The sequence below is a fragment of the Bradyrhizobium shewense genome (genome assembly GCF_900094605.1).
Classification (GTDB): Bacteria; Pseudomonadota; Alphaproteobacteria; order Rhizobiales; family Xanthobacteraceae; genus Bradyrhizobium; species Bradyrhizobium shewense.
The window spans coordinates 145,468-170,056 of sequence record NZ_FMAI01000005.1; the positions used below are offsets into that span (position 1 = coordinate 145,468).

The 24,589-nt window shown below is 64.9% G+C and carries 21 protein-coding genes and 1 pseudogene; 10 read left to right on the forward strand and 12 right to left on the reverse strand.

Annotated elements, in window-relative coordinates:
* Positions 1-149 precede the first annotated feature (149 nt).
* Both GA0061098_RS11750 and GA0061098_RS11755 read left to right on the forward strand, forming a co-directional pair.
* A complete protein-coding gene (locus tag GA0061098_RS11750) occupies positions 150-770 on the forward strand; it encodes a response regulator transcription factor (protein WP_091956478.1) in 621 nt (206 codons plus the stop codon).
* A gap of 170 nt (positions 771-940) precedes the next feature.
* The gene (locus GA0061098_RS11755) at positions 941-2,617 is read left to right on the forward strand and encodes a mucoidy inhibitor MuiA family protein (protein ID WP_091956638.1); all 1,677 of its coding nucleotides are present in this window, start codon (positions 941-943) and stop codon (positions 2,615-2,617) included.
* A gap of 59 nt (positions 2,618-2,676) precedes the next feature.
* Here GA0061098_RS11755 and GA0061098_RS11760 read toward each other — a convergent pair whose 3' ends face one another.
* From GA0061098_RS11760 to GA0061098_RS46015, 4 genes are read right to left on the reverse strand one after another with little or no spacing between them, the layout of a single operon-like run.
* A complete protein-coding gene (locus GA0061098_RS11760; RefSeq protein ID WP_091956479.1) occupies positions 2,677-3,480 on the reverse strand; it encodes a heme ABC transporter ATP-binding protein in 804 nt (267 codons plus the stop codon).
* Entirely contained in the window at positions 3,477-4,568 is a 1,092-nt protein-coding gene (locus tag GA0061098_RS11765; RefSeq protein ID WP_091956480.1) for a FecCD family ABC transporter permease, read from the reverse strand. Before GA0061098_RS11765 ends, GA0061098_RS11760 begins: the two co-directional genes overlap by 4 nt.
* On the reverse strand, positions 4,565-5,518 hold the full coding sequence (locus tag GA0061098_RS11770; protein ID WP_091956481.1) for a heme/hemin ABC transporter substrate-binding protein: 954 nt from the start codon (positions 5,516-5,518) through the stop codon (positions 4,565-4,567). Before GA0061098_RS11770 ends, GA0061098_RS11765 begins: the two co-directional genes overlap by 4 nt.
* 6 nt (positions 5,519-5,524) lie before the next feature.
* Entirely contained in the window at positions 5,525-5,731 is a 207-nt protein-coding gene (locus tag GA0061098_RS46015) for a hemin uptake protein HemP (protein ID WP_165637320.1), read from the reverse strand.
* Between the two features lie 267 nt (positions 5,732-5,998).
* Here GA0061098_RS46015 and GA0061098_RS11780 point away from each other — a divergent pair, with 267 nt between their 5' ends.
* The 6 genes from GA0061098_RS11780 to GA0061098_RS11805 all read left to right on the forward strand — a co-directional run bounded on the left by GA0061098_RS11780 (position 5,999) and on the right by GA0061098_RS11805 (position 11,400).
* Positions 5,999-8,350: a TonB-dependent hemoglobin/transferrin/lactoferrin family receptor gene (locus GA0061098_RS11780; RefSeq protein WP_208610641.1), complete on the forward strand. Its 2,352-nt coding sequence runs from the start codon at positions 5,999-6,001 to the stop codon at positions 8,348-8,350.
* A 94-nt stretch (positions 8,351-8,444) separates the two neighbouring features.
* Entirely contained in the window at positions 8,445-8,777 is a 333-nt protein-coding gene (gene hmuQ, locus GA0061098_RS11785; RefSeq protein ID WP_091956483.1) for a heme-degrading protein HmuQ, read from the forward strand.
* 24 nt (positions 8,778-8,801) lie between these two features.
* Positions 8,802-9,317 carry a heme utilization cystosolic carrier protein HutX gene (gene hutX / locus GA0061098_RS11790; protein WP_091956639.1) on the forward strand — a complete coding sequence of 172 codons (516 nt, stop codon included), beginning with the start codon at positions 8,802-8,804 and terminating at the stop codon, positions 9,315-9,317.
* A gap of 26 nt (positions 9,318-9,343) precedes the next feature.
* Entirely contained in the window at positions 9,344-10,120 is a 777-nt protein-coding gene (exbB, locus tag GA0061098_RS11795; RefSeq protein ID WP_091956484.1) for a tonB-system energizer ExbB, read from the forward strand.
* A gap of 3 nt (positions 10,121-10,123) precedes the next feature.
* Positions 10,124-10,570 (forward strand): TonB system transport protein ExbD, encoded by a 447-nt coding sequence (gene exbD, locus GA0061098_RS11800; RefSeq protein WP_091956485.1) that lies wholly within the window; start codon positions 10,124-10,126, stop codon positions 10,568-10,570.
* Complete coding sequence (locus GA0061098_RS11805; RefSeq protein ID WP_091956486.1) at positions 10,570-11,400, forward strand: energy transducer TonB; 831 nt, start codon at positions 10,570-10,572, stop codon at positions 11,398-11,400. The genes exbD and GA0061098_RS11805 overlap by 1 nt, the downstream gene beginning before the upstream one ends.
* Before the next feature lie 138 nt (positions 11,401-11,538).
* Here GA0061098_RS11805 and GA0061098_RS11810 read toward each other — a convergent pair whose 3' ends face one another.
* The 5 genes from GA0061098_RS11810 to GA0061098_RS11830 all read right to left on the reverse strand — a co-directional run bounded on the left by GA0061098_RS11810 (position 11,539) and on the right by GA0061098_RS11830 (position 17,441).
* Complete coding sequence (locus tag GA0061098_RS11810) at positions 11,539-12,894, reverse strand: esterase-like activity of phytase family protein (RefSeq protein ID WP_091956487.1); 1,356 nt, start codon at positions 12,892-12,894, stop codon at positions 11,539-11,541.
* An 85-nt stretch (positions 12,895-12,979) separates the two neighbouring features.
* Positions 12,980-13,882 (reverse strand): carbohydrate ABC transporter permease, encoded by a 903-nt coding sequence (locus GA0061098_RS11815; protein ID WP_038948453.1) that lies wholly within the window; start codon positions 13,880-13,882, stop codon positions 12,980-12,982.
* Complete coding sequence (locus tag GA0061098_RS11820; RefSeq protein WP_091956488.1) at positions 13,875-14,831, reverse strand: carbohydrate ABC transporter permease; 957 nt, start codon at positions 14,829-14,831, stop codon at positions 13,875-13,877. The genes GA0061098_RS11815 and GA0061098_RS11820 overlap by 8 nt, the downstream gene beginning before the upstream one ends.
* Before the next feature lie 140 nt (positions 14,832-14,971).
* A complete protein-coding gene (locus tag GA0061098_RS11825) occupies positions 14,972-16,312 on the reverse strand; it encodes an ABC transporter substrate-binding protein (RefSeq protein WP_091956489.1) in 1,341 nt (446 codons plus the stop codon).
* A gap of 85 nt (positions 16,313-16,397) precedes the next feature.
* Entirely contained in the window at positions 16,398-17,441 is a 1,044-nt protein-coding gene (locus GA0061098_RS11830) for a C-terminal binding protein (RefSeq protein ID WP_028140247.1), read from the reverse strand.
* A 258-nt stretch (positions 17,442-17,699) separates the two neighbouring features.
* On the opposite strand from GA0061098_RS11830, the pseudogene GA0061098_RS11835 reads away from it, so the two are divergent.
* Positions 17,700-19,383: pseudogene (locus GA0061098_RS11835) on the forward strand (methyl-accepting chemotaxis protein).
* A gap of 233 nt (positions 19,384-19,616) precedes the next feature.
* Here the strand turns inward: GA0061098_RS11835 and GA0061098_RS11840 are convergent.
* The 3 genes from GA0061098_RS11840 to GA0061098_RS11850 form a co-directional block, all read right to left on the reverse strand.
* Entirely contained in the window at positions 19,617-20,594 is a 978-nt protein-coding gene (locus GA0061098_RS11840; protein WP_091956490.1) for a Bug family tripartite tricarboxylate transporter substrate binding protein, read from the reverse strand.
* Positions 20,595-20,692: 98 nt separating this feature from the next.
* Complete coding sequence (locus tag GA0061098_RS11845) at positions 20,693-21,628, reverse strand: DMT family transporter (RefSeq protein ID WP_165637299.1); 936 nt, start codon at positions 21,626-21,628, stop codon at positions 20,693-20,695.
* Between the two features lie 288 nt (positions 21,629-21,916).
* Positions 21,917-22,849 carry a DMT family transporter gene (locus GA0061098_RS11850; protein WP_091956492.1) on the reverse strand — a complete coding sequence of 311 codons (933 nt, stop codon included), beginning with the start codon at positions 22,847-22,849 and terminating at the stop codon, positions 21,917-21,919.
* 420 nt (positions 22,850-23,269) lie between these two features.
* Between GA0061098_RS11850 and GA0061098_RS11855 the strand changes: the two genes are divergently transcribed.
* On the forward strand, positions 23,270-24,562 hold the full coding sequence (locus GA0061098_RS11855) for an adenylosuccinate synthase (RefSeq protein ID WP_018318369.1): 1,293 nt from the start codon (positions 23,270-23,272) through the stop codon (positions 24,560-24,562).
* Positions 24,563-24,589: the final 27 nt, after the last annotated feature.

Below are 24,589 nucleotides of genomic sequence, written 5' to 3' on the forward strand. Positions count from 1 at the left end.
TCGATCCGTCAAATCCAGGAACCGGCCGGAACATACATAGGGGAAACCGAAGCATTGGCGTGAATGCCGTGCTCACGACGGCGCGGCAGGGCGATGCGGCCCGCTTTCCGTCTCGGACCATTTGACCAAGACATTGCTGGATCGGAATTATGCCGGGAAACATGCTTTCCAAGGGCGAGGTATTCGTCATCGACACCGACGCTGCCTCCCGCGAACAACTTTCGACTGCGCTCCAACAGAGCGCCTATGACGTGATCTGCTTCGCTGACGGTGACTCACTCCTGTCCGAAGCAAAGGCGCGGATGCCGGCCTGCGTGCTGATGGAGCTGCCGCCCGATCGCTCCGGCCTCGACATGCTGAGGCGACTGCGCGAGGAGAACTGCATGGCGCCGGTGCTGGTGACCTCGGCGAATGGCAGCATCGCCATGGCGGTCGACGCCATCAAGAGCGGCGCGGCCGACTTCATCGAAAAGCCGTTCCGCACCCACGACATCGTCGGCCGGATCGATGCCGCTATCGACGAATTTGCGCAGCCCGGCACGAGCAGGCAGCGCTGGCTCCCCGGCTGCGAGCCCTTGACCGAGCGTGAGGGCGACGTGCTCGAGCACCTCGCTGCCGGCCTGACCAACAAGGAGATCGCCCGGCGCATGCATCTGAGTGCACGGACCGTCGAGGGCTATCGCGCCGGCGTCCTGAAGAAAGCCGGGGCCAAGAACGTGACCGATCTGCTCCGCCGTATCTTCGGCCAGGGGGCGTCGACCCAGGCCTGAGCCCTGCCGCGGGGGACTGCGATACGTTCCGCAGCCTTGGTGCCGCCGCCGCGGCGCCCCATGGAAACCCCAATCGAACCAGTTCCTTCCCTGCCGCGTCCAACCATGTTGGCGGGCATTTGATCGCGCGCGTCCGGCTGGCGGCGCGGCGATACGGCAGGAGGGACTTCATGCGCATCACCGCAAGATATTTGGCAACGACGAGCCTGGTTCTGGTCACCATGGCGGCGGCGTCGCCGTCATGGGCCGCCGATTTGGACGCCAATTCGGCGATCGATACGGTCACGGTTTACCCCGATGGTGCCACCGTCACCCGCGTCATCACGGTCGATTTGCCGTCCGGGGATTCGACGCTTGTTGCCAAGGACTTCCCGCTTGGTCTCGATGCCTCCTCCATCCGGGTCGAGGGTGAGGGCGGCGCAAAGCTCACCATCGGCACGATCGATGCGCGGTCGCCTCGCGCCGCGCCGGTCAATCTGCCCGAGCTGGAAAAGCGCATCGAGGCCTTGAACGATCAGCGCGCCGATTTGCAGGGCGCGATCGACTCGGCGAATGCGCGGCGCAAGTTTGCGGAGCACTTTGCGGAAACCTCTCCCGCGGGGATCGGCGACAAGGGCGAGGCGCGGCCGATCGCCGAATGGCGCGCGGCCTTTGCTGCGGTCGGCGAAGAAATTGCGAGCGCCGACACTGTCGTTCGCGATGCCACGCGCAAGACGCGGGAAATCGAGCGGCAGATCGCCCAACTCGAGGTCGAGCGCAAGGCCAAGCCGCCGAGCAAGCTCGAGGTTCGCATGGACGTTGCCGCGACTGCTGCGGCGAAGGCGACGCTGCGCGTGACTTATGCCGTGCGCAATGCGCGCTGGATGCCGCTCTATGACGCCCGGCTCGACACCGGCGCCAAGGATCGCAAGCCGCAGCTCGAGCTGATCCGCCGCGCCGAGATCACGCAATCGACCGGCGAGGATTGGTCCAACGTGACGCTCGGCGTCTCCACAACCCGAATCAGCCGCGGCGGCAGTGCGCCGGAGCTGCATTCGCTGGTCGCGCAATATCCACAAGTGCCGAAGCCGCTGGCAGCAGGTTCGGTCTCTGATCTGGCGCGGCCCGCGCCGGTCCTGCGACAGATGCAATCGCCAGCGATGGCCAAGATTGCGGAGGCGGCCGAGCCGCGTGAGCGCGCCGACGAGCAGCAGGCAATTGCCGAGATCGGGGATTTCCAGGCGACGTTCAAAATTCCCGGCCGCGTCAGCCTCGGCGCCGCCGAGGGCGCCAAGAGCCTGCGGATTGCAGCGATGACGGTGCCCGCCGACCTCGCGGTCCGCGCCGCACCGGTACTGGACCCGACCGCCTTCCTCGAAGCCAGCTTCAAGCAGACCGATGATACGACGCTGCTGCCCGGCAAGGTCGCGATCTACCGCGACGGCGTCTTTGTCGGTCGCGGCAAGCTCTCCGCTTCCGCCAAGGACGACATCGTGCGGCTCGGCTTCGGCGCCGACGACAAGGTGAGAATCGAGCGCGCCGTGCTCAAGCGCAACGAGGGCTCGGCCGGCCTGCTTGTCACGACATCCAAGACCGACGAGCGCACGTTCAAGACCACGATCCGCAACGGTCATGATTTCCCGATCAAGGTCGCGATCGAGGATCAGTTGCCGGTCAGCGAGAGCGAGGACATCGTCGTCGAAATGCTGCCCGCGACCACGCCGCCGACCGCCAGCAACATCCGTGACCGCCGCGGCGTGCTGGAATGGTCGTTCGACGCCAAGCCGGGCGAAGTCAAGGATATCAACTTCGCCTGGCGCATCCGCTGGCCGAAGGACAAGAGCATGGTGATCGTCCCGGCTGGGTAGGTTGCTAGCCACGAACGAGGTGCGCCCCCTCTCCCGCAAGCGGGGGAGGGAGCGCACCTTCATCGTGGCGGCACCATCGCCCGCATCGACTGCGGCAGCACGTAAGGCACGCCGTCGTCGCCTTGATGGACGACGGCATCGATCTCGAAGATGTCGCGGATGATCTCGCGGGTGACGACATCCGCGCGCGGGCCATCTGCGGCGAGCTTGCCGCCGGCCAGCACGACCAGCCGGTCGGCGAAGCGGATCGCGAGATTGAGGTCGTGCAGGATCGCGATGACCGCCGTGCCGCTGGCCGCACGGCGGCGCGCGGCCTCGACGAGGTCGATCTGGTGACGCAGGTCCAGGCTCGAGGTCGGCTCGTCCAGCAGCAGAAGTCCCGGGCCATGCTCGGCTTCGCCGAAGGCGAGCTGCACCAGCACGCGGGCGAAATGGGCGCGCTGCTGTTCGCCGCCGGACAGTGTCGGCAGTTGCCGTTCGCGGAAATGCGCGAGCCCAACCTCGTCGAGGGCAGCGTCGACGAGCGAGCCCGCGTCACGCGCGCTGCGCTCGCCCGCGCCCATCAACACGATCTCCTCGACGGTGAAAGGGAAGGTGACGTTGATGTGCTGGGACAGCATCGCGCGGCGCGCGGCGAGCTCCCGGGGCGTATAGCTGCTGATATCGCGCTGTTTCAGGCGCACCGCGCCCTCGTTCGGGCGGAGATCGCCGGAGAGCAACCGCAGCAGGGTCGACTTGCCGGCGCCGTTCGGGCCGATGATCGCGACCATCTCGCCGGCCGCAACCGTCAGGCCGACGCCATCGAGCAGCGTCGCGCGGCCGGCGCGCTTGCTCAAGCCACGCGCCTCGATCACGGCGCTCATAGCGAGGCGAGCCCGCGCTGCCGCAGCAGGATGAAGAGGAAGACCGGCGCGCCGACCGCTGCGGTCAGGATGCCGATCGGCATCTCCGCCGGTGCCACGATGGTGCGCGCCAGCGTGTCGGCGCCGACCATCAGGATCGCGCCTGATAGCACGGAGGCCGGCAACAGCAGGCGATGCGCAGGTCCAATGACGAGACGGAGCAGATGCGGCACGACGATGCCGACGAAGCCGATGACGCCGCTGATCGACACCGCGACGCCGGTCATGGCGGAGACCATGACGATCGAGATCCGCTTGAGACGTTCGACGTCAACGCCGCCGTGAAAGGCGTCGGCCTCGCCGAGCACCAGGAGATCGAGGCCGCGCGCGATGAAGGCGCAGGCGCCAAGCCCGATGATGAGGACCGGCGCCAGCACGGCGTCCTTGGTCCAGGTCACCCCGCTCATGGAGCCCAGCAGCCAGAACGTGATATCGCGGAGCTGGCGGTCGTCGGCGATGAACACCAGAAGCCCGATGCCGGCATTGGCGATGGCGGTGATGGCAACGCCGGCGAGCAGGAAGACCGCGATCGAGGTGCGCCCCGAGCGGCTCGAGATGCCGTAGAGGATCGCGGTCGTGGCCAGCGATCCCGCGAATGCCGCGAGCGGCAGGAGCTCGGTCTGGAGGAAGCGCAGCGTCTCGCCGAAGCGCGAATCGGTGAAGACGATCGCGCTTGCGGCTGCGAGCGCGCCGCCGCTGGAGACGCCGACCAGCGCGGGATCGGCGAGCGGGTTACGAAACAGCCCTTGCATGATCGCGCCGGCCGCGGCGAGCAAGCCGCCGACCATCGCCGCCGCCGCGATCCGGGGGACGCGGATCGACCACAGCACGAGCTGGTCGCGGGCCGTCATCGCCGTGCTTTCGCCTGATAGCCCGAGTGCAGCAGGCAGGCGGGAGAGGGGGATGCCGGCGGCGCCGAAGCTCAGCGCGACGATCGCGGCGACCGCGAGCACCGCGATCAGGAGAGGGATTGCGAACGATGCGGACCGCCGCCGCGCGCTGGGGCGTCGTTCCGTGCTGCGCGCTTCCGTGCCGATCGCCACGCTCATTGCCGGCAATTCGCCGCCGACAGCGCCGAGGTGAATGCATCGCCCGGTTCGGCCAATGCCGGATACAGTTTTACCGAGAGATCGCGCGCCGCCGCGGCCGTCCGTGGCCCGAAGCCGAGCAGATAGAGCCCGTCCATTGTGATGAGGCTCTTGTTGGCCACGACCGGCGTCAGGGCGAAGCCGGGATGGGCATAGATCGCGTCGGCCTGCAGCGAGTCCTTGCCGCGCTCGATCGACAGCACCACGTCGGGCCTTGCCGCCGCGATCGCCTCGTCACCGATGATCTTGTAACCGTCGAAATCGTCGACGGCGTTGGCGGCGCCGGCGAGCTGGATGATCTCGTCGGCCGCGGTCTTGTGGCCCGCGACCATGGCGCGTCCGTTCTGCAGTGACATCACGAACATCACGCGCACCGGCTTGGTCACCTTGGCACGCAGGGTGCGCAGCTGCGCAAGATCGGCGCCGACCGCGGCGCTCAGGCACGCGGCGCGCGCGTCGACACCCATGGCGTGGCCGACCAGTTTTATCTTCTCGATCAGGCCGTCCTCGGAGAAGGTGTCGGGCACCAGCACCAACGGCACTTTCGCCGCTTCCAGGATCTCCATGGTCGCGTGCGGGCCCGAGCCCTGGATCGCCAGGATCAGGGTGGGGTTGAGGCCCAACACGCCTTCGGCGGAGATCTGGCGCATGTAGCCGACATTGGGTTTGTCGTGCAGCGCCGCCGCTGGATAAAGGCTCGTCGTGTCGACGCCGACCAGCCGGTTCTCGAGCCCGAGCGCATAGATGATCTCGGTGATGGCGCCGCCGATCGAGACGGTGCGCGCGAAGTCGGTCACGGCGATGTCGCGATTGCGCGCGTCATGCACGGTGATCCCGGCGGCGTGCGCGACAGAGGCGAGCGCGATCGTGCTGGAGAGCAGGACGCTTGTGAGGGTGCGACAAAATGTCATTACAGGTCACTTCGTCAGGATCAGCTTGTTCTGCGAGGTCAGGCGAAGCCGATAGCTGTCCTCGCCATGCGCGATGATGATCTCGCGCTCGGCCGCAAACAGCTCGCGACTGTCGATCCGGCTCCCACGCATGGTGAGGGTTCTCGTTGTCGCAGAAGGGCTTCCTGCCGACCCCGCCGCGCTGCCGCTGCTGTCTCCTGATGTTGCTGACATGTCGGGTGTGATGCGCTTTCGAAACTCTGGAGTGCTGCTTGCTTGTTTGTATAAGCGGCACGAAGCGCATTCCAACGGCTGCAATTTACAATCGATATAAACTGCAACCTGATGTCATTGACCGTCAGAGTGTTGCCACGTAACCAATTATGGCGGCGGGGTGACTTGCCCGCGTCTTGAGAAATCAGCCAGCCAGTCGTTCGCGTTGCGAACGCACGCCAGCCAAAAGACCTGAAATAATAGAGTGAAGTGCAGGCTAGGGCTGATATGGCTGACGGGGCTAGGTATTCGCGCGCCTTGATTTTGGGCGCGTCGGTAATTTCATTTGCGGCAATGACGACGGAAAGCGGTCTTGCACAGACCGCCGAGCCGCAGGCTGAGCGCGCGTCGACGGAACGGCCGAAGCAGGCCAAGCGCAAGCCGGCGAAGCCGCTAGCCGCGCAGCAGGCAACGCCGGAGGTCCTCAACGCCCGAGCCCAGGCCGGCGGCACGGCGCAGGTTCAGGCGCTCGACACCATCACCGCGGCTGCAACGAAGACCAAGGAGCGCGCCATCGACTCGCTCGCACCGGTCAGTTCGATCTCGCTCGACCAGATCCAGGGTCTTCAGCCGAACCGGCTGTCGGGCATCTTCTATGCTGTACCCGGCGTGTCGTTCCAGGAACGCGGCGATGATCCAGCGACTGTCATCAACATTCGTGGTCTGCAGGATTTCGGACGCGTCGCTGTCGTCGTCGACGGCGCGCGGCAGAATTATCAGCGCACCGGCCACAACGCCAACGGCTCCTTCTTCCTCGATCCCGAATTGATCGGCGGCGTCGACGTCGTGCGCGGTCCGACCGCCAACATCTACGGCTCCGGCGCAATCGGCGGCCTGGTCTCGTTCCGCACCAAGGACATCGACGATGTGCTGCGTCCCGGCGAGCGCTGGGGCGTCGATCTCTCCGGCTCCTACGGCTCCAACAACAATCGCGGCCTCGGCTCGGTCTTCGGCGGCGTGCGCGCCACGCCCGACGTCGATATCTTCGGCGGCGCGGTCTATCGCACGCAAGGCAATTACAAGGACGGCAACGGCACCGAGATCGGCAACACCGGCAACCAGGTCGAAGGCGGGCTGATGAAGCTCACCGTGCGGCCCGCGATCGGTCACGAAGTCAAGTTCGGGGCCGTCTTTCAGGACTACCAGTACGATGTCGGCCAGTTCAACCGGGGCCCGGTCGCGACGGCGGCGCAGCGCGCGCTGTATCAGGGCTCGTCGGTCTATGCGTCCGATACCAAGAACTACACCGGAACGGTGACCTGGAACTATTCGCTGCCGAGCGACAATCTGTTCGACTCGCACATATCGCTCTACGGCAATCGCACCGACAACGACCAGACCAAGACCTATCACTACTCGACATCCGGCTCGGCCTATTGCGGCGCCGGCAATGTCGGCAACAACATCTCCGGCTGTGTCGGTGACAAGCGCGGCTATATCCTCGATACGTTTGGCTTCGACGCCAACAACACCACGCGCTTCAACGTCGGCGACTGGCGCAACGCGGTGACCTACGGCGTCGACGCATTCCAGGACGACGTCATCACGACCGACCGCCGCGGTAATTCCAACATCACCACGCCGGGCGGCATCCGCACCGTGTCGGGCGGCTTCATTCAACTGAAACAGAACTACAACACCTGGTTCGAGGCGGTGAGCGCGATCCGCTATGACCGTTACAATCTGCAGTCCGGCGGTACCAATGCGAGTGGCGATCGCTTCTCGCCCAAGATCACCCTCGGCGTGACTCCGGTCCCGGGCTTCCAGCCTTATGTCAGCTACGCCGAAGGCTATCGCGCCCCATCGATCACCGAGACGGTAATCTCCGGCGCGCATGCGACCGGTGGCGGACCGGCCTTCTTCCCTTGTCCGGACGGCACCGTCGGCCTGTTCTGCTTCCTGCCCAACCCTAACCTGCGTCCTGAGGTCGGCAAGAACAAGGAGGTCGGCTTCAATCTGAAGTACGACAACATATTCAGCGCCAGTGACTCGTTCCGCGGCAAGATCAATCTCTTCCGTAACGACGTCAGTGACTATATCGACCTCGTCGCCTCGGCGCCGGTCGCGGTGCCGCCGTTCGGCTCTTTCAGCCAGTTCTACCAGTACCAGAACATCGCGCAGGCCCGCATCCAGGGCTTCGAAGCGGAGACGATGTACGATGCCGGCAACTGGTTCATCGGTGTCGCCGGTCACTACATCCAGGGCAAGAACGCTGTCACCAATGTCGGGCTCGCGACCATCACCCCGCGCAAGGTCGTCACGACCGGCGGTGTCCGCTTGCTCGATCGCACCCTGATCCTGACGGCGCAATGGGCCTCGTTCGGTGCCAACAACGATGTACCCGTCGGCTATCTGCCTGCGACCGGATACGAGCTGGTCAATTTGTACATGACCTACAATGCGACCAGGGACATCGTGTTTACGGCCTCGATCGACAATCTCTTGAACCAGTACTACCGGCCTTACGCCATTCCCGGCAGCTCGACCGACGGCACGTCGCAGAACGATGTGCTGTGGTCAGCCCCGGGACCGGGCAGGGTCTACAAGGCCGGCATGAAGATCCACTTTGGAGGTGCGTAGCCGCCAGCTTCGCAGCGCCACATCTCCGCCGGGCCGCGCTGATGCTCCAGCGCGGCTTCGACGTGTTTCGTTTTGATCAGAAGGAGAGACTTTGATGTTCATCGCCATGAATCGTTTCCAGGTGAAGAAGGGCGCGGAGACCGCGTTCGAAACCGTCTGGGCCACCCGTGAGTCCTATCTCGGCAGCATGCCGGGCTTCGTCGAGTTTCACCTGCTGAAGGGCCCGGAGGCGGAGGACCACACGCTCTATTCGTCGCACACCACCTGGGTCGACAAGGCGGCGTTCGAGGCCTGGACGCGCTCGGACCAGTTTCGTCGTGCCCATGCCCGCGCCGACAACTCGACCGGCGAGAGCCTGTATCTCGGCCATCCCAAGTTCGAAGGCTTTGAGGTGATCCAGAGCGAGCGCAAGGCCGCAGCCGCTTAGATTGCAATGGCAGAGGAGCCGGACATGTTGAGTACCGATCTTGCCGATCTCAAGGTCCATATGGCCGACAATCCGGGCGCGGTGATCGAGGACGTTGCGCGCGAGCGCAAGGTCAGCCCGCGCAGCGTGATCGAGGCGCTTCCATCCTCCATGGTGCACATTGGCGGCGGCGAGCATTTTGCCGCTGCCATGCAGGACATCGCGGAGTGGGGCGAGGTCACGCTGATCGTGCACAGCGATGATGCGATCTTTGAGTTCACGGGCGCTATTCCTGCGGGCGAGATCGGCCGCGGCTATTTCAACCTGATGCAGCCGAAGGGTCTGCACGGCCATCTTCGCCACGAGCGCTGCGCAGGCGTCGCCTTCGTCGAGCGCCCGTTCATGGGCAAGTCATCGGCCTTCGTCGCGTTCGTGAACGTCGAGGGCGGCATCATGTTCAAGGTCTTCGTCGGCCGCGACGAGACAAGGGCGCTGCGGGCGGATCAGCTGGCGCGGTTCCGGCAACTCGCGGCCCGGATCGCAGCACAGCCCTTGGCGTAGCTTCCCTCTGTTGTCGGGAGATCAGGATGCAAGGCAAGTCCAGGCTTCGGCACGTGGTCATTGCAATCGCGCTGGCGCTCGCGACGACACCAGCCTTCGCGATCGACGAAGCCCTGTTACCGCGCAATTTGTCGCCCTGGGGCATGTTCGTCAGCGCCGACATCATCGTGAAGACGGTGATGATCGGGCTCGCCGTGGCCTCGCTGGTGACATGGACGGTGTGGCTCGCCAAGACCATCGAGCTGCGCCGCAAGGGCGCGCTCGCCTTGCAGCGGACGCGCGGGCTCGAAAGCAACATGACGCTGGCTGAGGCATCGGCACGGGCCGGTGACGCGCACGATGCCGTCGCCCAGCTGATCCAGTCCTGCGCCAGGGAAGCCGAGCTCTCGGGCGGCATCCTCGATGACGGCCTTCAGGACCGGGTGGCGCTGCGGCTGGAGCGGGTGGAGGCGGCAATGTCGCGGCAGATCGCGCGCGGCACCGGCGTGCTCGCGACCATCGGCGCCACTGCGCCCTTCGTCGGCCTGTTCGGGACCGTCTGGGGCATCATGAACGCCTTCATCGGCATCTCCGAGAGCCACACCACCAGCCTTGCGGTGGTCGCGCCCGGCATCGCGGAGGCGCTGCTCGCCACTGCGCTCGGACTCGTCGCAGCGATCCCGGCGGTCGTGATCTACAATCACCTCGTCCGCGGCATCGCCAATTACCGCGCACTGCTCGGCGATGCCTCGGCGCAGCTCATGTTGTTGGTCAGCCGGCAGCGCGACCACAGAGAATTCCGCCTGGCTCGGGCGGCGGAGTAGGCCATGGCCGCAAAGCTCGGCGCACGCGCGGGATCGCCGCTCAAGCGCGGTGGCCCGGATGATCTCGACGTCACCCATGAGATCAACGTCACGCCGTTCATCGACGTGATGCTGGTGCTGCTGATCATCTTCATGGTGGCGGCCCCGCTCGCCACCGTCGACATCGGCGTCGATCTGCCCGCAACCGCGGCCGAGCCGGCGCCGCGGCCCGACAAGCCGGTCTTCGTCACCGTCAAGCCGGACATGTCCATCGCAGTTGGCGAAGACGTCGTCGCCCGCGACGCACTCAGCACCTCGCTCGATGCCGCCACCAAAGGCCGCAAGGACGAGCGCATCTATCTGCGTGCCGACAAGGCGGTCTCCTATGGCGACCTGATGGAGGTGATGAACACCTTGCGCAATGCCGGCTATCTCAAGGTCGCCCTTGTCGGCCTCGACGGACGCAACTGATGAGCGCCAACGCCTTCGCCCTGCACGAGCCGCTCTGCGAGAGTGAAGCCACGCGCTGGGGCCTCTCGGCGGTGGTGATCGTGATGTTGCATGTGGCCGCCGCGCTGCTTGCGATGAATTGGATCAGGTCGCAACCGGAACAGGGCGTCAGCCTGCCGGCGATCATGGTCGACATGGTACAGGTGACCTCGGCGCCGCAGTCGACGCAGGACGACGCCGCGCCGGGACCGGTGATGCAGGAGGCCGACGCCTCGCCGCCGGAGCCGGTGCAGCAGCTGATGGCCGAGGAGACCATCGCTCCGACGCCGCCTCAGGAGAAGCCTGATGTCGTGGCGCCGCCGGAGCAGAAGCTGGAGCCGACCCCGGCCAAGCCGGAGCCCGCGAAGATCGTGCCGGTCGAAAAGCCGGCCCCAGCGAAGCCGAAGGTGGTCCGCCGCGAGGCCAAGAAGCCGTCCGATGCGACGCCCGCGCCGCGCACCAGCGCACCACCGCGCGCCGAGCGTGATGCGCCGATGGCATCGGCCCAGAGCGCCGGCGCGGCGGCCACCGCGATTGCATCCTACAATCAACGCGTCCGCGCGCATCTGATGCGCTTTCATCAATATCCGAGCGGTGGCGGCGGTCAGCGCGGCGTTGCCAGGCTGAGCTTCACCCTCAGCCGCAGCGGGCAGGTCACGTCCAGCCGCCTTGCCGGCTCATCCGGCGTTGCCGCCTTTGATGCCCTGGCCATGTCGACGGTGCGTCAGGCCTCGCCGTTTCCGCCGTTCCCGGATGAGATCAAGAACGGGTCGATGAGCTTTTCGATACCGGTGGAGTTTACGGTGAGGTGAGGCTCGCCTCACCTCGCCCCGCAAGCGGGGTGAGGGGGACACTCCACGAATCGTCTCTCACCGTGATCGTTGAAGCAGCCCCTCACCGCAACCCTCTCCCCGTAAGAACGGGGAGAGGGGGAGGAGAGAGCGATCCGCTCACTTCGCCTTCAGGAAGTCCGCGACTTCGAGCAGCATGAACTCGTCGTCGTCGGCCTTGTTGGGATCGCGGCTGGAGGAGAACGGCAGATTGTTGTCGTTGCCGAGGATGATGTGGGTGTCGTCGACGCGATCGACGTTCTCGATGGTGAAGAAGGGGAAGGTGTAGACGCCGTCGTTGAGCGGCTTCCTCGCCTTCTTGTCGGGATCCCTGATCTTCATGAGGTCGATATAGCCGATCTTGCGCACCGGCTTGCCGACATTGGCCTCCGTGAGCTCGATCTTGTAGATGCGCTTGAACTTGGCAAGATCCGGAAAACAGTTCTCGCCGCGCTGGCCTTGCGGGCAGGCCTTGTCGGCCGTGCCTTCGCCGTTGTCACGCTCGATGATGAGGCCGGAGGCCTGATCGATCATGTTGAAATCGCCGATGGCGTTGCCGTTCTGCTCGAACACATACTGCCAGTAACGGCCGGTGAATTTTTCCACGGTGACGTCGAATTCGAGGATGCGGGAGGCTTCCTTGCCGTCGACCTTCTCCCAGTCCTTTTTCTCGGCATCCCACAGCGGTCCCTCGAGCAGGCCGTAGAGGAATTTGCCGTCCTTGGAGGACGCAAAGCCCTCATAGCCCTTGGAGCGGCGGAGGTTGACGTTGGTGTAGGTCGCGCCCGGCGCGCCCGGCGTCGCCACGGCCCAATTGTCCGGCGACCGCACCGGCTTGCCGTCGGCAACCGTATCGAACACGGCCAGGATCTTGCCTGACTTGTCGGCCTTCAGGATGTAGGGACCGAACTCGTCGCCGATCCAGAAGGTCTCGCCGATGATCTGGAAGCCTTCGGTGTCGAAGTCGGAGCCGGTGAGATAGCGCTTCTGCGTGTCCTCGTGCACGATGCGGAACGGGACCTTTTTGTCGGGGTCGTGCAGGAAGATCGTCTCCAGCCGCTCGATCTTGCCGCCGGCCCAGTCCATCCTGTAGCGGTTGAGGTACAGCATCGAATCCGGCGAGTTGGCGCGTGCGCCCATGCCGTTGTCGGTGATGACCCAGAAGCTGCCGTCGGGCATGGTCTTGATGCCGGAATGGCCCTGGAGCGGCTGGCCCTTGAACGGCAGCGACACGCCGGTCGCGCGCTCATAGGACTTGCCCATCACGGTGCCGAGCGCGTCGACCCGCTTGCCGGTGGTGTATTTCCCTGAAGTCTTGAGATCGGCGGGGGCATCGGCGGGGGCGTCGATGAACGTGGCGGCCGGCATCACCACGTGGCCGGCGAGCTTGGCGGGGAATTCACCTTCGCTCTGCGCGAGCGCTGGGCTCGCGGCGAGAATGATCGTTGCGACGGTGCTGAGAAAAGTCGCGCGCATGTGCGTCTCCTGTTGGCGGACGCACGCGTTATGCGGATCGCGTGTTGCAGTTTTGTGAATCCGGGCCAAACGCCGCAGCCGCGATCTACTCCTTTACCGCGCCGGTCAGCGAGGACACGTAGTAGTCCACGAACAGCGAGTAGAAGATCGCGACCGGCAGCGAGCCCAGCAGCGAGCCTGCCATCAGCGCCCCCCATTGGTAGACGTCGCCGGTGACGAGCTCGGTCAGGATTGCGACCGGCACGGTCTTGTTGGCGCCGCTCTGGATGAAGGCGAGCGCGTAGATGAACTCGTTCCAGGACAGCGTGAAGGAGAAGATGCCGGCCGAGATCAGCCCGGGCACCGCGAGCGGCAGCGTGATCCGCCGCAGGATCTGAAGCCTGGTGGCGCCGTCGACCAGCGCGCATTCCTCGAGTTCATAGGGGATCGACTTGAAGTAGCCGATCAGGAGCCAGGTGCAGAACGGCACCAGGAAGGTCGGATAGACCAGGATCAACGCCAGCGGTGAGTCGAACAGGCCGAACTGCACCACGACGGTGGCGAGCGGAATGAACAGGATCGACGGCGGCACGAGATAGGCCAGATAAATGCCGAGGCCCACATAAGGACTGCCGCGGAATCGCAGGCGCTCGATCGCGTAGGCGGCGAGCGTGCTCGCGATCAGGGACAGCGTGGTCGAGCCGATTGCCACCAGCATCGTCGTCTTGAGCCAGCGCGGATAGGCAGTGTCGAACAGCAGATGCTTGATGTGCGCCAGCGTCGGCGAGGAGATCCAGAACGGATTGTGATCCTTGTAATTCATCAGCTCCGCGTTCGGCTTGAACGAGGTGATCGCCATCCAGTAAAACGGGAACAGCAGGATCAGCACGAAGCAGCCGAGCGGCAGATAGATCATCATCAGCCGCCGCAGCCCGGAATCCCAGGCCATGGTGTCGGGTGCCGCTTTCGCGTCGGCCACAGTGGCGGTTTGCGCGACGGTATCAGTCATTGGCCTCTCCCTGCTGCCATTTGCGGCGCGCCAGGCCGAAATATGAGAACAGCGTCGCGAATATCAGGAACGGGATCATCGACACCGCGATCGCCGCACCTTCGCCGAGCTCGCCGCCGGCGATGCCGCGCTGAAACGCCAGCGTCGCTAGCAGATGGGTCGAGTTGACGGGCCCGCCGCGGGTGATGGCGTAGACCAGCTGGAAGTCGGTGAAGGTGAAGATGATCGAGAAGGTCATGACGATGGCGAGGATCGGCATCATCATTGGGAAGGTGATGTAGCGGAAGCGCTGCCAGGCGCTGGCGCCGTCGAGCATCGCGGCCTCGTAGAGCGAGGGCGAGATGGTCTGCAGGCCTGCGAGCAGCGAGATCGCGACGAAGGGAATGCCGCGCCAGATGTTGGCGGCGATCAGCGAGAAGCGCGCCGGCCAGGGCGAGCCGAGGAAGTCGACATTGCCCGACCGCCAGTGCAGCACGTCGACCAGCAAATAGGAGATGATCGAGAACTGCGGATCGTAGATCCACCAGAACGCCAGCGCCGAGAGCACGGTCGGGACGATCCAGGGCAACAGGATGATCGCACGCAGGATGCTCTTGAACGGAAAATGGTTGTTGAGCAGCAGCGCGAGCCAGAAGCCGAGCGCGAACTTCCCGAAGGTCGCGATGCCCGTATAGACCACGCTGTAGAACACGGCGTTCCACCACAAGGGATCGGTGAGCAGATACTGGAAATTCTCCAGGCCGACGAAGACGCCGCGCCGGCCGATCGTGGTGTCGGTGAAGGCGAGCCAGATGCCGAGGCCGAGTGGATAGGTCAGGAACACCGAGAGCAGCCCGACCGCGGGCGCCAGGCACATCACGATCAGGAACGGCTTGTAGTCGAACAGCCGCACCAGCCAGTTCGGTTGCCGCTGGGCAAGTACGGGAGAGGAGAGTGTCGTCACGGACATTAATGTGTTGTCCTATCGTTGAACGTCACCACACCGTCATTGCGAGCGAAGCGAAGCAATCCAGTCTGTCGCCGCGGCTGCAGTCTGGATTGCTTCGTCGCAAGTGCTCCTCGCAATGACGACGGCTCTATCGTCGCGCGTTACCGCTGTCGCCGGAAGTACCGCTTGCAGCGCTGCTCGGCTTCCGCGGCGGCGGCCTCCGGCGTGGCCGCACCGGTCGCAACGGACGCGCACATCTGAATCAGCACGTAGTCGGCGCTGACAGCTCCGGTCGCCGTCGAGATCGGGCCTTTGTAGCCGTCATAGTAAGTGCTGTTCATCGTGTCCTTGAACAGCTTCACCTTGGGATCCTGCGACCACACCGCGGCCTCGGCATAGGCGGCCAGCGGCTGCGACCAGTAGCCGGAATTGGCGTTGAGCCAGGGCTCGTACTGGTCCTTTTCCAGCATGTATTGCAGGAAGGCCTTTGCGGCGTTGGGGTACTGGCTGTGCTTGAACACCATGGCATTAAGGGTCAGGCCCGCCATCGGAGAGACCTTGGCCAGGCCCTTGGGCAGCAGCTGATGCTCGCTGTCCTCGGCGATCGCCTTGGTCGCCGGGTCGTTCTTGAGCGAGAAGTACAGCGAGACGCCGTTGGCGGTCAGGGAGATCTCCTGCGAGGAATAGGCGCGGTTGTTGCTGACGTCGTTCCACGACGGCGTGCCGGCGATGAAGGTCGGGTAGATCTGCTTGACCCAGTTCAGCGCCGCGATGGTCTCCTTGCTGTTGATGACGACATTGCCTTCCTCGTCGAGCAGGGAAGCATTGTGCGACCACAGCGACCAATTGGCGAAGCCGTTGCCATCGCCCTTGGCGTTGCCGAGCGCGAAGCCGGCTGGTTTGCCGGCCTTGTGCAGCTTCTGGCACAGGTCGAGGATTCCGGCATGGTCTTCCGGCACCTTGTCGAAGCCGACCGATTGCAGGATCGACTTGCGGTAGATCAGGGGCCCCGCGGTTGCACCGAACGGCAGGCCGATCCAGGCGTCGCTCTTGTTCTTCTTGCCGTAGCGCTGCGCAAGCGGCAGCCAGCCGCCATAGCGCTTGCCGACATAGTCGGCAACGTCGGTCAGCTCGATCAGCTTGTCGACGTAGATGTGGGGAGCGTCGGAGAAGCCGATGATAATGTCGGGGCCCGCGCCGGAGTTCGAGGTGACCGCGGTCTGCTGGTTGATGTCCTCCCAGCCGACGAAATCGACCTTGACCTCGACGCCGGTCTCCTTGGTGAACTTTGCTGCATTGGCGCGGAACACATCCTCGTCGGCCTGGACGAAGCGCACCGGGCGCAGCATGCGCAGGGATGCGCCCTTCTCGATCTCGCGCTTGGGCGCCGCCACGTCGGCGGCCTTGATATTGGATGTTTGCGCTGCAGCACCGGTGGCGGCGAACGTTGCAGCGGACAGGCCCAGCGCCAAGGCATCACGACGGGTGATGTCGTTCCTCATCAGTTCCTCCCTATGATATCTCCCTTCCCGGCGTTGATCGCCGGTGAAGGGTCGTTTCGGATATCGGCGCCTCGGCGCCTGCCGCTCAGCTGTTCGGCCCGCGATCCATGCTGACGGGTTGCCAGCGACGGAGCGTGGTGTCTTGCAGCACCGACGGATTGACGCAGCTTACCGGCCACATGCCCTGAAGCACCAGTGACAATTCGTAGCCCACCCGGCGCTTGCGCGCTTCGTCAAACCGTGCCGAGGCCGAAGCGACGTGGGCGGTCAGGGTCACGTTCTCCATGCCGAGAAGGGGATTGTTGTGCGAGGGCGGTTCCTTCTCCAGCACGTCGAGGGCGGCGTGCGCGATCCAGCCTTCCTGCAGCGCCTTGATCAGGCTCTCCTCGTCCACGGTTGCGCCGCGCCCGGTGTTGATGAAGATCGAGCCCTTCTTCATCTGCCGAAAGTGCTTCTCGGTCAGCATGTGATGCACCTCGGGCCTTGCCGGGGCATGCATCGAGACGAAGTCGGATTGCGACAGCACCTCGTTCAGCGTCGCCGGGATCACGCCGTGATCGTACATCAGCGTTTCCTGGATGAAGGGATCGTAGGCCATCATGCGCAGGCCGAACGGCGCCGCGCGTTTCGCAACCGCACGCGCCACGCGGCCGAACGAGACGAAGCCGAGCGTCTGGCCCATCAGCCTCGGGACCTTGAGCAGCGCCGGCCGGCCCTCGGCCCAGCGGCCGCTGCGCACCATGCGGTCCTGCTCGACCAGGCGGCGGAAGCCGGCGAGCAGCAGCATCATGGCGTGGTCGGCGACCTCTTCGATGAAGGTGTCCGGAATGTTGGTGACGGGAATGCCGCGCGCGGTGGCGGCCTTGACGTCGACGCTGTCGACGCCGACCGAGCCGAGCGTGATGACCTTGCAGGTCTGCAAGCTGTCGATGATGGTCTTGGTGATCGGGATGCCCTTGGCATAGATGGCGTCCGCGGTCTTTGCGGCGGCGATGAACCCGGCCTCGTCGGCGGGAGCCTCGATGATCTCGGCGTCGATCGGATCGAGCGCCTCGCGCTCAAAGGAATAGTCGCTGCCCGCGACCGTGAAGCTCGCGCCCTTCGGCGTCACCACCCTGTATTTCGGCATTTTCTCGCTCCCGATTTGGTTTGTCGGTTCTTGTTGTGACCCGCCTCCGCGGGCGGGCCTTTGCGTCTTTTACGCGAAATCGGAGCGGTCGCGTACAATCGTTGGTTGCCGGCGCGGAGATAAATTGCCGTTTTTGCGGCTGCGTCAGGGCTTCTACGGAGGCACGTAAGTAACTTGCTAAGGCTCTCTCCCTAAAAGTTATTTCGATTTCGATCGATCTGTCGCGCGCCCGTATCCCATTATTTGCCGGAGCTAATCGTGAAATTGAGCAATCTGAAGATCGCCCCGAAGCTCGGCATCCTTGTCGGCGTCACCTTGTTCGGCCTGTGCATCTCCGGTGTCCTCGCCGGCTATCTGATGAAGCGCGAGATGGTGAATGCGCGCATCGATCAGGCCAAGGCGATCGTCGAGCTGGCACGCAATTATGCGGGCGCTCTGAAGAAGCGCGTCGACGCCGGCGAGTTGACGAAGGACGCGGCCATGGCCGAGCTTCGCCGCTACGGCAATTCGATGACCTACGACAACGGCGCGGGCTATCTGTTCGGTACGTCGTATGAAGGCATCACGCAGCTCGCGCCGGATCCCAAGCAGATCGGCACCAACCGTATGGATGTCGTGACCAACGGCCGCAAGCTGTCCGTCGAGCTGATGGACGGCGTCAAGGCCAACGGTTCGATCCTGCTGCATTATGAATATATGAAGCCCGGTCAGCCGACGCCGATCCGCAAGATCGGCTACGCGGTGGCGGTGCCCGGCTTCGACATGTATCTCGGCACCGGCGCTTATCTCGACGACATCGACGCCAAGATGGGCCCGGTCTATTGGCTGCTCGGCTTTGCCATGCTCGGCATTTTCATTGTCGCCGGCAGCGTCGCCTGGCTGATCGGCCGCGGCATCAGCCGTCCGCTGGCGCTGCTTGGCCCGCATGAAGGATCTCGCCGACGGCAAGCTCGAGGGCGACATTCCCGGCGTCGGCCGCGGCGACGAGGTCGGCGCGATGGCCGCCACCGTCCAGATCTTCAAGGACAACGCGGTCCGCATCCGCGACCTCGAAAGGACCGAGGCCGATGCCAAGGAGCGCGTCGCAGCGGAACGTCGCAGCGCGATGGAGGGCATCGCCAGCGACTTCGAACGCAGCGTCAACGGCATCGTCCGCTCGGTCTCCTCGGCCGCGGCCGGCATGCAGACGACGGCGCAGTCGATGACCGCAACCGCCAGCGACGCCTCCTCGCGCGCGGCGACGGTCGGCGCTGCCTCGCAAAAGGCCTCCGGCAATGTCGGCACGGTCGCGGCGGCCGCCGAAGAGCTGTCGAGCTCGGTTGCGGAAATCTCCCGCCAGGTCACGCGCTCGACCGAAGTCGCCAGCCGCGCCGTTAGCGACGCCGAGCGTACCAACGCCACCGTGCAGGTGCTCTCGACCGGCGCAGAGAAGATCGGCGAGGTCGTCAAGCTGATCCATTCGATCGCCGCGCAGACCAATTTGCTCGCGCTCAACGCCACCATCGAGGCGGCACGCGCCGGCGAATCCGGCCGTGGTTTCGCGGTCGTCGCCTCCGAGGTCAAGGCGCTGGCCAACCAGACCGCCAAGGCGACCGAGGAGATCTCCGCGCAGGTCGCTGCGATGCAGACCTCGACCAGCGACGCGGTCACGGCTATCTCCGGCATCACCCAGACCATCGCCGAGATGAGCGAGATCACCGCCGGCATTTCCGCATCGATCGAGCAGCAGGGCGAGGCGACCCGCGAGATCGCCCGCAACATCCAGTCGGTCGCGGCGGGCTCCAGCGAGATCAACGCCCATATCGGCAGCGTCACCTCCGCTGCGGAAGCAACCGGCACCGCGGCCACCGATGTGCTCTCCAACGCCCGCGAGCTGGACAACCAGTCCGGCGCGCTGCGCAGCGCCGTCGACGGCTTCCTCGCCAAGGTGCGCGCGGCGTAAGGCCAAACGCTCGAAATTCGTAGGGTGGGCAAAGGCGCGGAAGCGCCGTGCCCACCTTTCTTTTTTGCGACGACCTAACGGTGGGCACGCCTCGCTTTGCCCACCCTACGAGAGCCTGGGCCTTGCGCCGTCATTCCGGGGCGATGCGAAGCATCGAACTACGGTGCGCAATTGCGCACCTGAGAATCTCGAGATTCCGGGTTCGTGCTAGCGCGAACCCGGAATGACGGAGCTCACTGCTTCTCGATCTTCGCGTTGGTGATCAGCTTCTCCCACAGCACGAGCTGTTCGTTCACGAACGTGCCGAGCTGCTCCGGCGTGCCCGAGAATGCATCCATGCCGAGGGTGGCGAGCTGGGCCTTGATCTCCGGCTTCTCGACGATCTTCCGGATCTCGGCGTTGAGCCGGGTCACGATCTCCTTCGGCATGCCAGCGGGGCCGAAATAGCCCTGCCAGGACGAGATGTCGAAATCAGGCACGCCGGCCTCCTGCATCGAGGGCAGGTTCGGCACCAGCGGCGAGCGGTCCTTGGTGGTGACAGCGAGCGCGCGCAGCGCGTTGCCGTTGACGTGGGGCAGGCCGGTCAGGATGTCGACGAACATCATCGAGACGCGGCCGCCCATGACGTCATTGAGCGCCGGCGGCGAGCTCTTGTAAGGCACGTGCAGCAGGTCGAGCCCGGCATTGTGCGCAAAGGTCGCACCCGACACGATCGCGGAGGACGATCCCGAGGCGTAGCTCAGCTTGCCCGGATTGGCCTTGCCGTAGGCGACCAGCTCGGCGACGGTCTTGGCCGGCACTTCCGGATTGACGACCAGCATGAAGGGCAGGTCGCCGGTGCGCGCGATCGGCGTGAAGTCCTTGACCGGATCGTAGGTCAGGTTCTTGAGCAGATAGGGATTGGCGGAATGCGTGGTGTTGGTGGTCACCAGCAGTGTGTAGCCGTCGGGGGCGGCCTTCGCGACATAGCTTGCGGCGAGCATGCCGTTGGCGCCCGCCTTGTTCTCGATGATGATGCCGACGCCGAGCGCCTGCGACAGATGCTGCGAGATCAGCCGTGTCGTCGTGTCGGTGCCGCTGCCGGCCGCGAACGGCAAAACCAGCGTGATGTTTCGGCTCGGCCAGGTATCGGCCTGTGCAGTGGATGCGGCGGCGAGGCACAATGCGGCCGCGCTGGCGGCACGCAGGTTTCGAATCAGCCCTGAAAGCATCTTGAGACGTTCCCTCTTTTTGGTTGGCGGGGAACCTAGCGCCTCCTCGTTGAAATCGGAAGGCGCGAGTTTGTCGCCTTCTCTCCGCGTCGCGGAATTTACTTCACCGCCGAGCCCTGGCGTGAGGCGATCACGACGCCGGCGAGCACCAGCGCGTAGCCGATCAGGTGGAACGGCTGCAGCTTTTCGCCGAGCAGCACGATCGCCATCGCCGAGCCGAACACCGGCACCAGATGGAAGAACGGCGCGGCGCGGTTCGGGCCGATCAGCGCGACGCCGCGGTTGAAGAAGAGATAGGCCAGCGTCGAGGGAAAGATCAGGATGTAGCCCAGCGTCGCCAGCGTCGTCCCGTCGAATTGCAGCACGCGGCCGCTTGCCGCCTCCCAGATCGCGGTCGGCAGCAGCATCGTCGCGCCGCAGCAGGTGGTGAAGGACAGAAAGGAGAGCTGGTGGATCTTGGGCCGACGGGGGATGAATGCCGAGTAGATCCCGAACGCCACCAGCGAGGAGGCGAACATGATGTCGCCCCTGTTGAAGCTGATGCTCGCGAGCGCGGCGAGGTCGCCGCGCAGAATGATGATCAACACGCCGAGAAGCGAGATCGCAATGCCGGCGAACTGAGCACCCGTCAGCCGCACGCCGAACAGCACCAGCGACCACAGCGCCACGAACAGCGGTCCGGCCGACTGGATCAGCAGCGCATTCAGCGCCTCCGTATATTGCATCGCCCAGTACGAGATCGCGTTGTTGAAGGCGAAGCCCACCAGCGACAGGAACAGCATCAGCGGCAGGCTCTTGCGCAGGGCAGGCCAGTCGCGTTTCAGATGCGGCCAGGCGAACGGCAACAGGATCAGGAAAACGCCGAACCAGCGGATCGTGGTCACAGTCAGCGGCGGCACATGCGCGCCGACATGGCGCGCGAGCACGATGTTGCCGGCCCAGAACAGCGAGCTCAGGCTGAGCAGCAGATAAGGCTGGTTGTTGAGCCAGCTGGCCGGACTGGAGGCTGGTGGCGCGGGCGAAGCGGTCGTCATTGGCGTTGGATACGAGCTTGCGCCGGATCGGCGTCGTGGCACAAGTCACGCCGCCGCAATGCTACAATGCAGGCAAACCCTGAGGAGGCGCCTTTGGCGGTTAATATGTTGAACATGGTGACGCGGTGTGGGCTTTGCCCCTCTCCTCTGTGAGTGAGGGGTAACTCTCCGCTCGCTTGGACTCGTAGGGTGGGCAAAGGCGCACTTGCGCCGTGCCCACCATCTCTCTCGATCGCAAAAGTGCGTGGGCACGCTTCGCTTTGCCCACCCTACGAGAGTTCGGATAAACTACGTCGCCTGCTTCCTTGACGCCGCGAACACGCCGGCCAGCACCAGCGCGAAGCCGATGAAGTGGAACGCCTGCGGGTGTTCACCCAGGAACGCCATCGCCATGATCGAGCCGAACACCGGCACGACGTGGAAGAACGGCGCGGCGCGGTTGGCGCCGATCAGGCGGACGCCGCGATTGAAGCAGAGATAGGCCAGCGTCGAGGGAAACACCGCGACGTAGAACAGCGTCAAGAGGTTCGGCCCGTCGAGCTTCATCACGGGCCGCGCGGACAATTCCCAGATCTCCAGCGGAATGAGGCAGGCCGCGCCGGCCCCGAAGGTGAAGGCGAGGAACGACAGGCCGTGCATCGGCGGCCGTTTCAGCGTCAGCACCGAATACAACGCGAAGATGACGAGCGCGACGATGAAGATGAGGTCGCCCTTGTTGAACTCGATGTTCGACAGCGTGGTGAAATCGCCGTGCAGCAGAATGGTCAGCACGCCGCACATCGACAGCAGCACGCCGAACGCCTGCGCCGCGGTGAGGCGGATGCCGAGGATGGCCAGCGACCACAGTGCCACGACCAGCGGCGCGGCCGACTGCAGCAGCAGCGTATTGAGGGCCTGGGTATGCTCCAACGCCCAATATTGCAGCGTGTTGAAGGCGCCGATGCCGGTGACCGAGAGCGTGATCATCAGGCCGAGCCTGCCGCGGATCGCGGGCCAGTCCTGGGCAAGATGTTTCCAGGCGAACGGCAGCACCAGCAGGAAGGCAAAGAACCAGCGCAGGAACGACAGCGTGACCGGCGGGATGTGGCCGGCGGCGAGCCGGCCGACGATGGCGTTGCCGGCCCAGCACAGCGCGGTGATGCTGAGCAGCAGATAGGGCTGGTTGGCGATCCAGCTGTGGCCGGATGTCTCCGCGCTCGTGGTCTGGCCGGTGGCGGACATTCGGATTGGCGTGCCCCGCGTGCGCCGAGGCTTCCAGCCCGGCGGGATCCGGGCCGGCTGATCGCCCGGCGCTGTCCAAAGACACGGAAATCGGGGCTGCATCAACGGGGGGCGGACGCATCGCGACCATGCAGCGGCGGATTGAGCCTCTCACGCTTTGGTCGAAGCCTCGCGCGCCCCCGCGAAGGTTTCTGGATTTTCCGGGGATATCAAAGGCTTGGAGTGGCCCCGAAGCCCTGAAAATGCCCCGTTCTTGCTTGCCTAGAGAGGCTGCTTCCTTTATCCGGTTGGGCTGCCTCGGTGCGAACGGCCTCTGGCCGGGAATTGGGCTGGGCGCAGGCATGATTCCGGAAAAATGGGTACCAATTTTCCGTTCGGATCGTGCCACCTACAGAGAAATCTTCGAAGGATTACCCGCGAATGGCCAATGTTGTCGTCGTCGGCGCCCAATGGGGCGACGAAGGAAAGGGCAAGATCGTCGACTGGTTGTCGGAGCAGGCGGACATTGTCGTCCGCTTCCAGGGCGGTCATAACGCCGGCCACACGCTGGTGATCAACGGCAAGACCTACAAGCTCGCTCTGCTGCCCTCCGGCGTGCTGCGCGAGCAGAAGCTGTCGGTGATCGGCAACGGCGTGGTGTTCGATCCCGCCGCCTTCCTCGACGAGGTCTCCAAGCTGCGGGCGCAGGGCGTCGCGGTCTCGCCGGAGAACCTGCGTATCGCCGAGAACGTCACGCTGATCCTGCCGCTGCACCGCGAGCTCGATGCGCACCGCGAATCCGCCAGCGCGGCGACCGCGATCGGGACCACCCGCCGCGGCATCGGGCCTGCCTATGAGGACAAGGTCGGTCGCCGCGCCATCCGCCTGATGGACCTCGCCGACCTCGACACGCTCCCGCACAAGATCGACCGGCTGCTTGCCCACCACAATGCACTTCGCCGCGGCCTCGGCTTGCCCGAATTCGACGGCAAGGTGATCTTGAAGGAGTTGAGCGCGCTGGCGCCGGAGCTGCTGCCCTACGCCGAGACGGTGTGGCGGCTGCTCGACATCAAGCGGCGTGAAGGCAAGCGCATGCTGTTCGAAGGCGCGCAAGGCGCGCTGCTCGACGTCGACCACGGCACCTATCCCTACGTCACCTCGTCCAACACGGTGGCGGCGCAGGCCGCGACCGGCGCCGGCCTCGGACCGGGGGCGGTCGGCTATGTGCTCGGCCTGTGCAAGGCCTACACCACCCGCGTCGGCCAGGGCCCGTTCCCGACCGAGCAGGACAACGAGACCGGCCGCCGGATCGGCGAGCGTGGCCGCGAGTTCGGCACCAACACCGGCCGTCCGCGCCGCTGCGGCTGGTTCGACGCCGTGCTGGTCCGCCAGGCGGTCCGGACCTGCGGCATCAACGGCCTGGCGCTGACCAAGCTCGACATCCTCGACGGCTTCGACACGATCGAGGTCTGCACCGGCTACAAGCTCGACGGCAAGGAGATCGACCACTTCCCCGCCGGCGAGGGCGCCCAGGCCCGGGTCGAGCCGATCTACGAGACCATCGAGGGCTGGAAGGAGCCGACCGCCAATGCGCGGTCCTGGGCCGACCTGCCGGCCCAGGCCATCAAATATGTCCGGCGGATCGAGGAATTGGTGGGGTGCCCGGTTGCGCTGCTTTCCACCAGCCCCGAACGCGAAGATACTATCCTGGTGCAAAATCCGTTTGAGGCTTAACGATATCTTACCGGGACGCGCGTATAG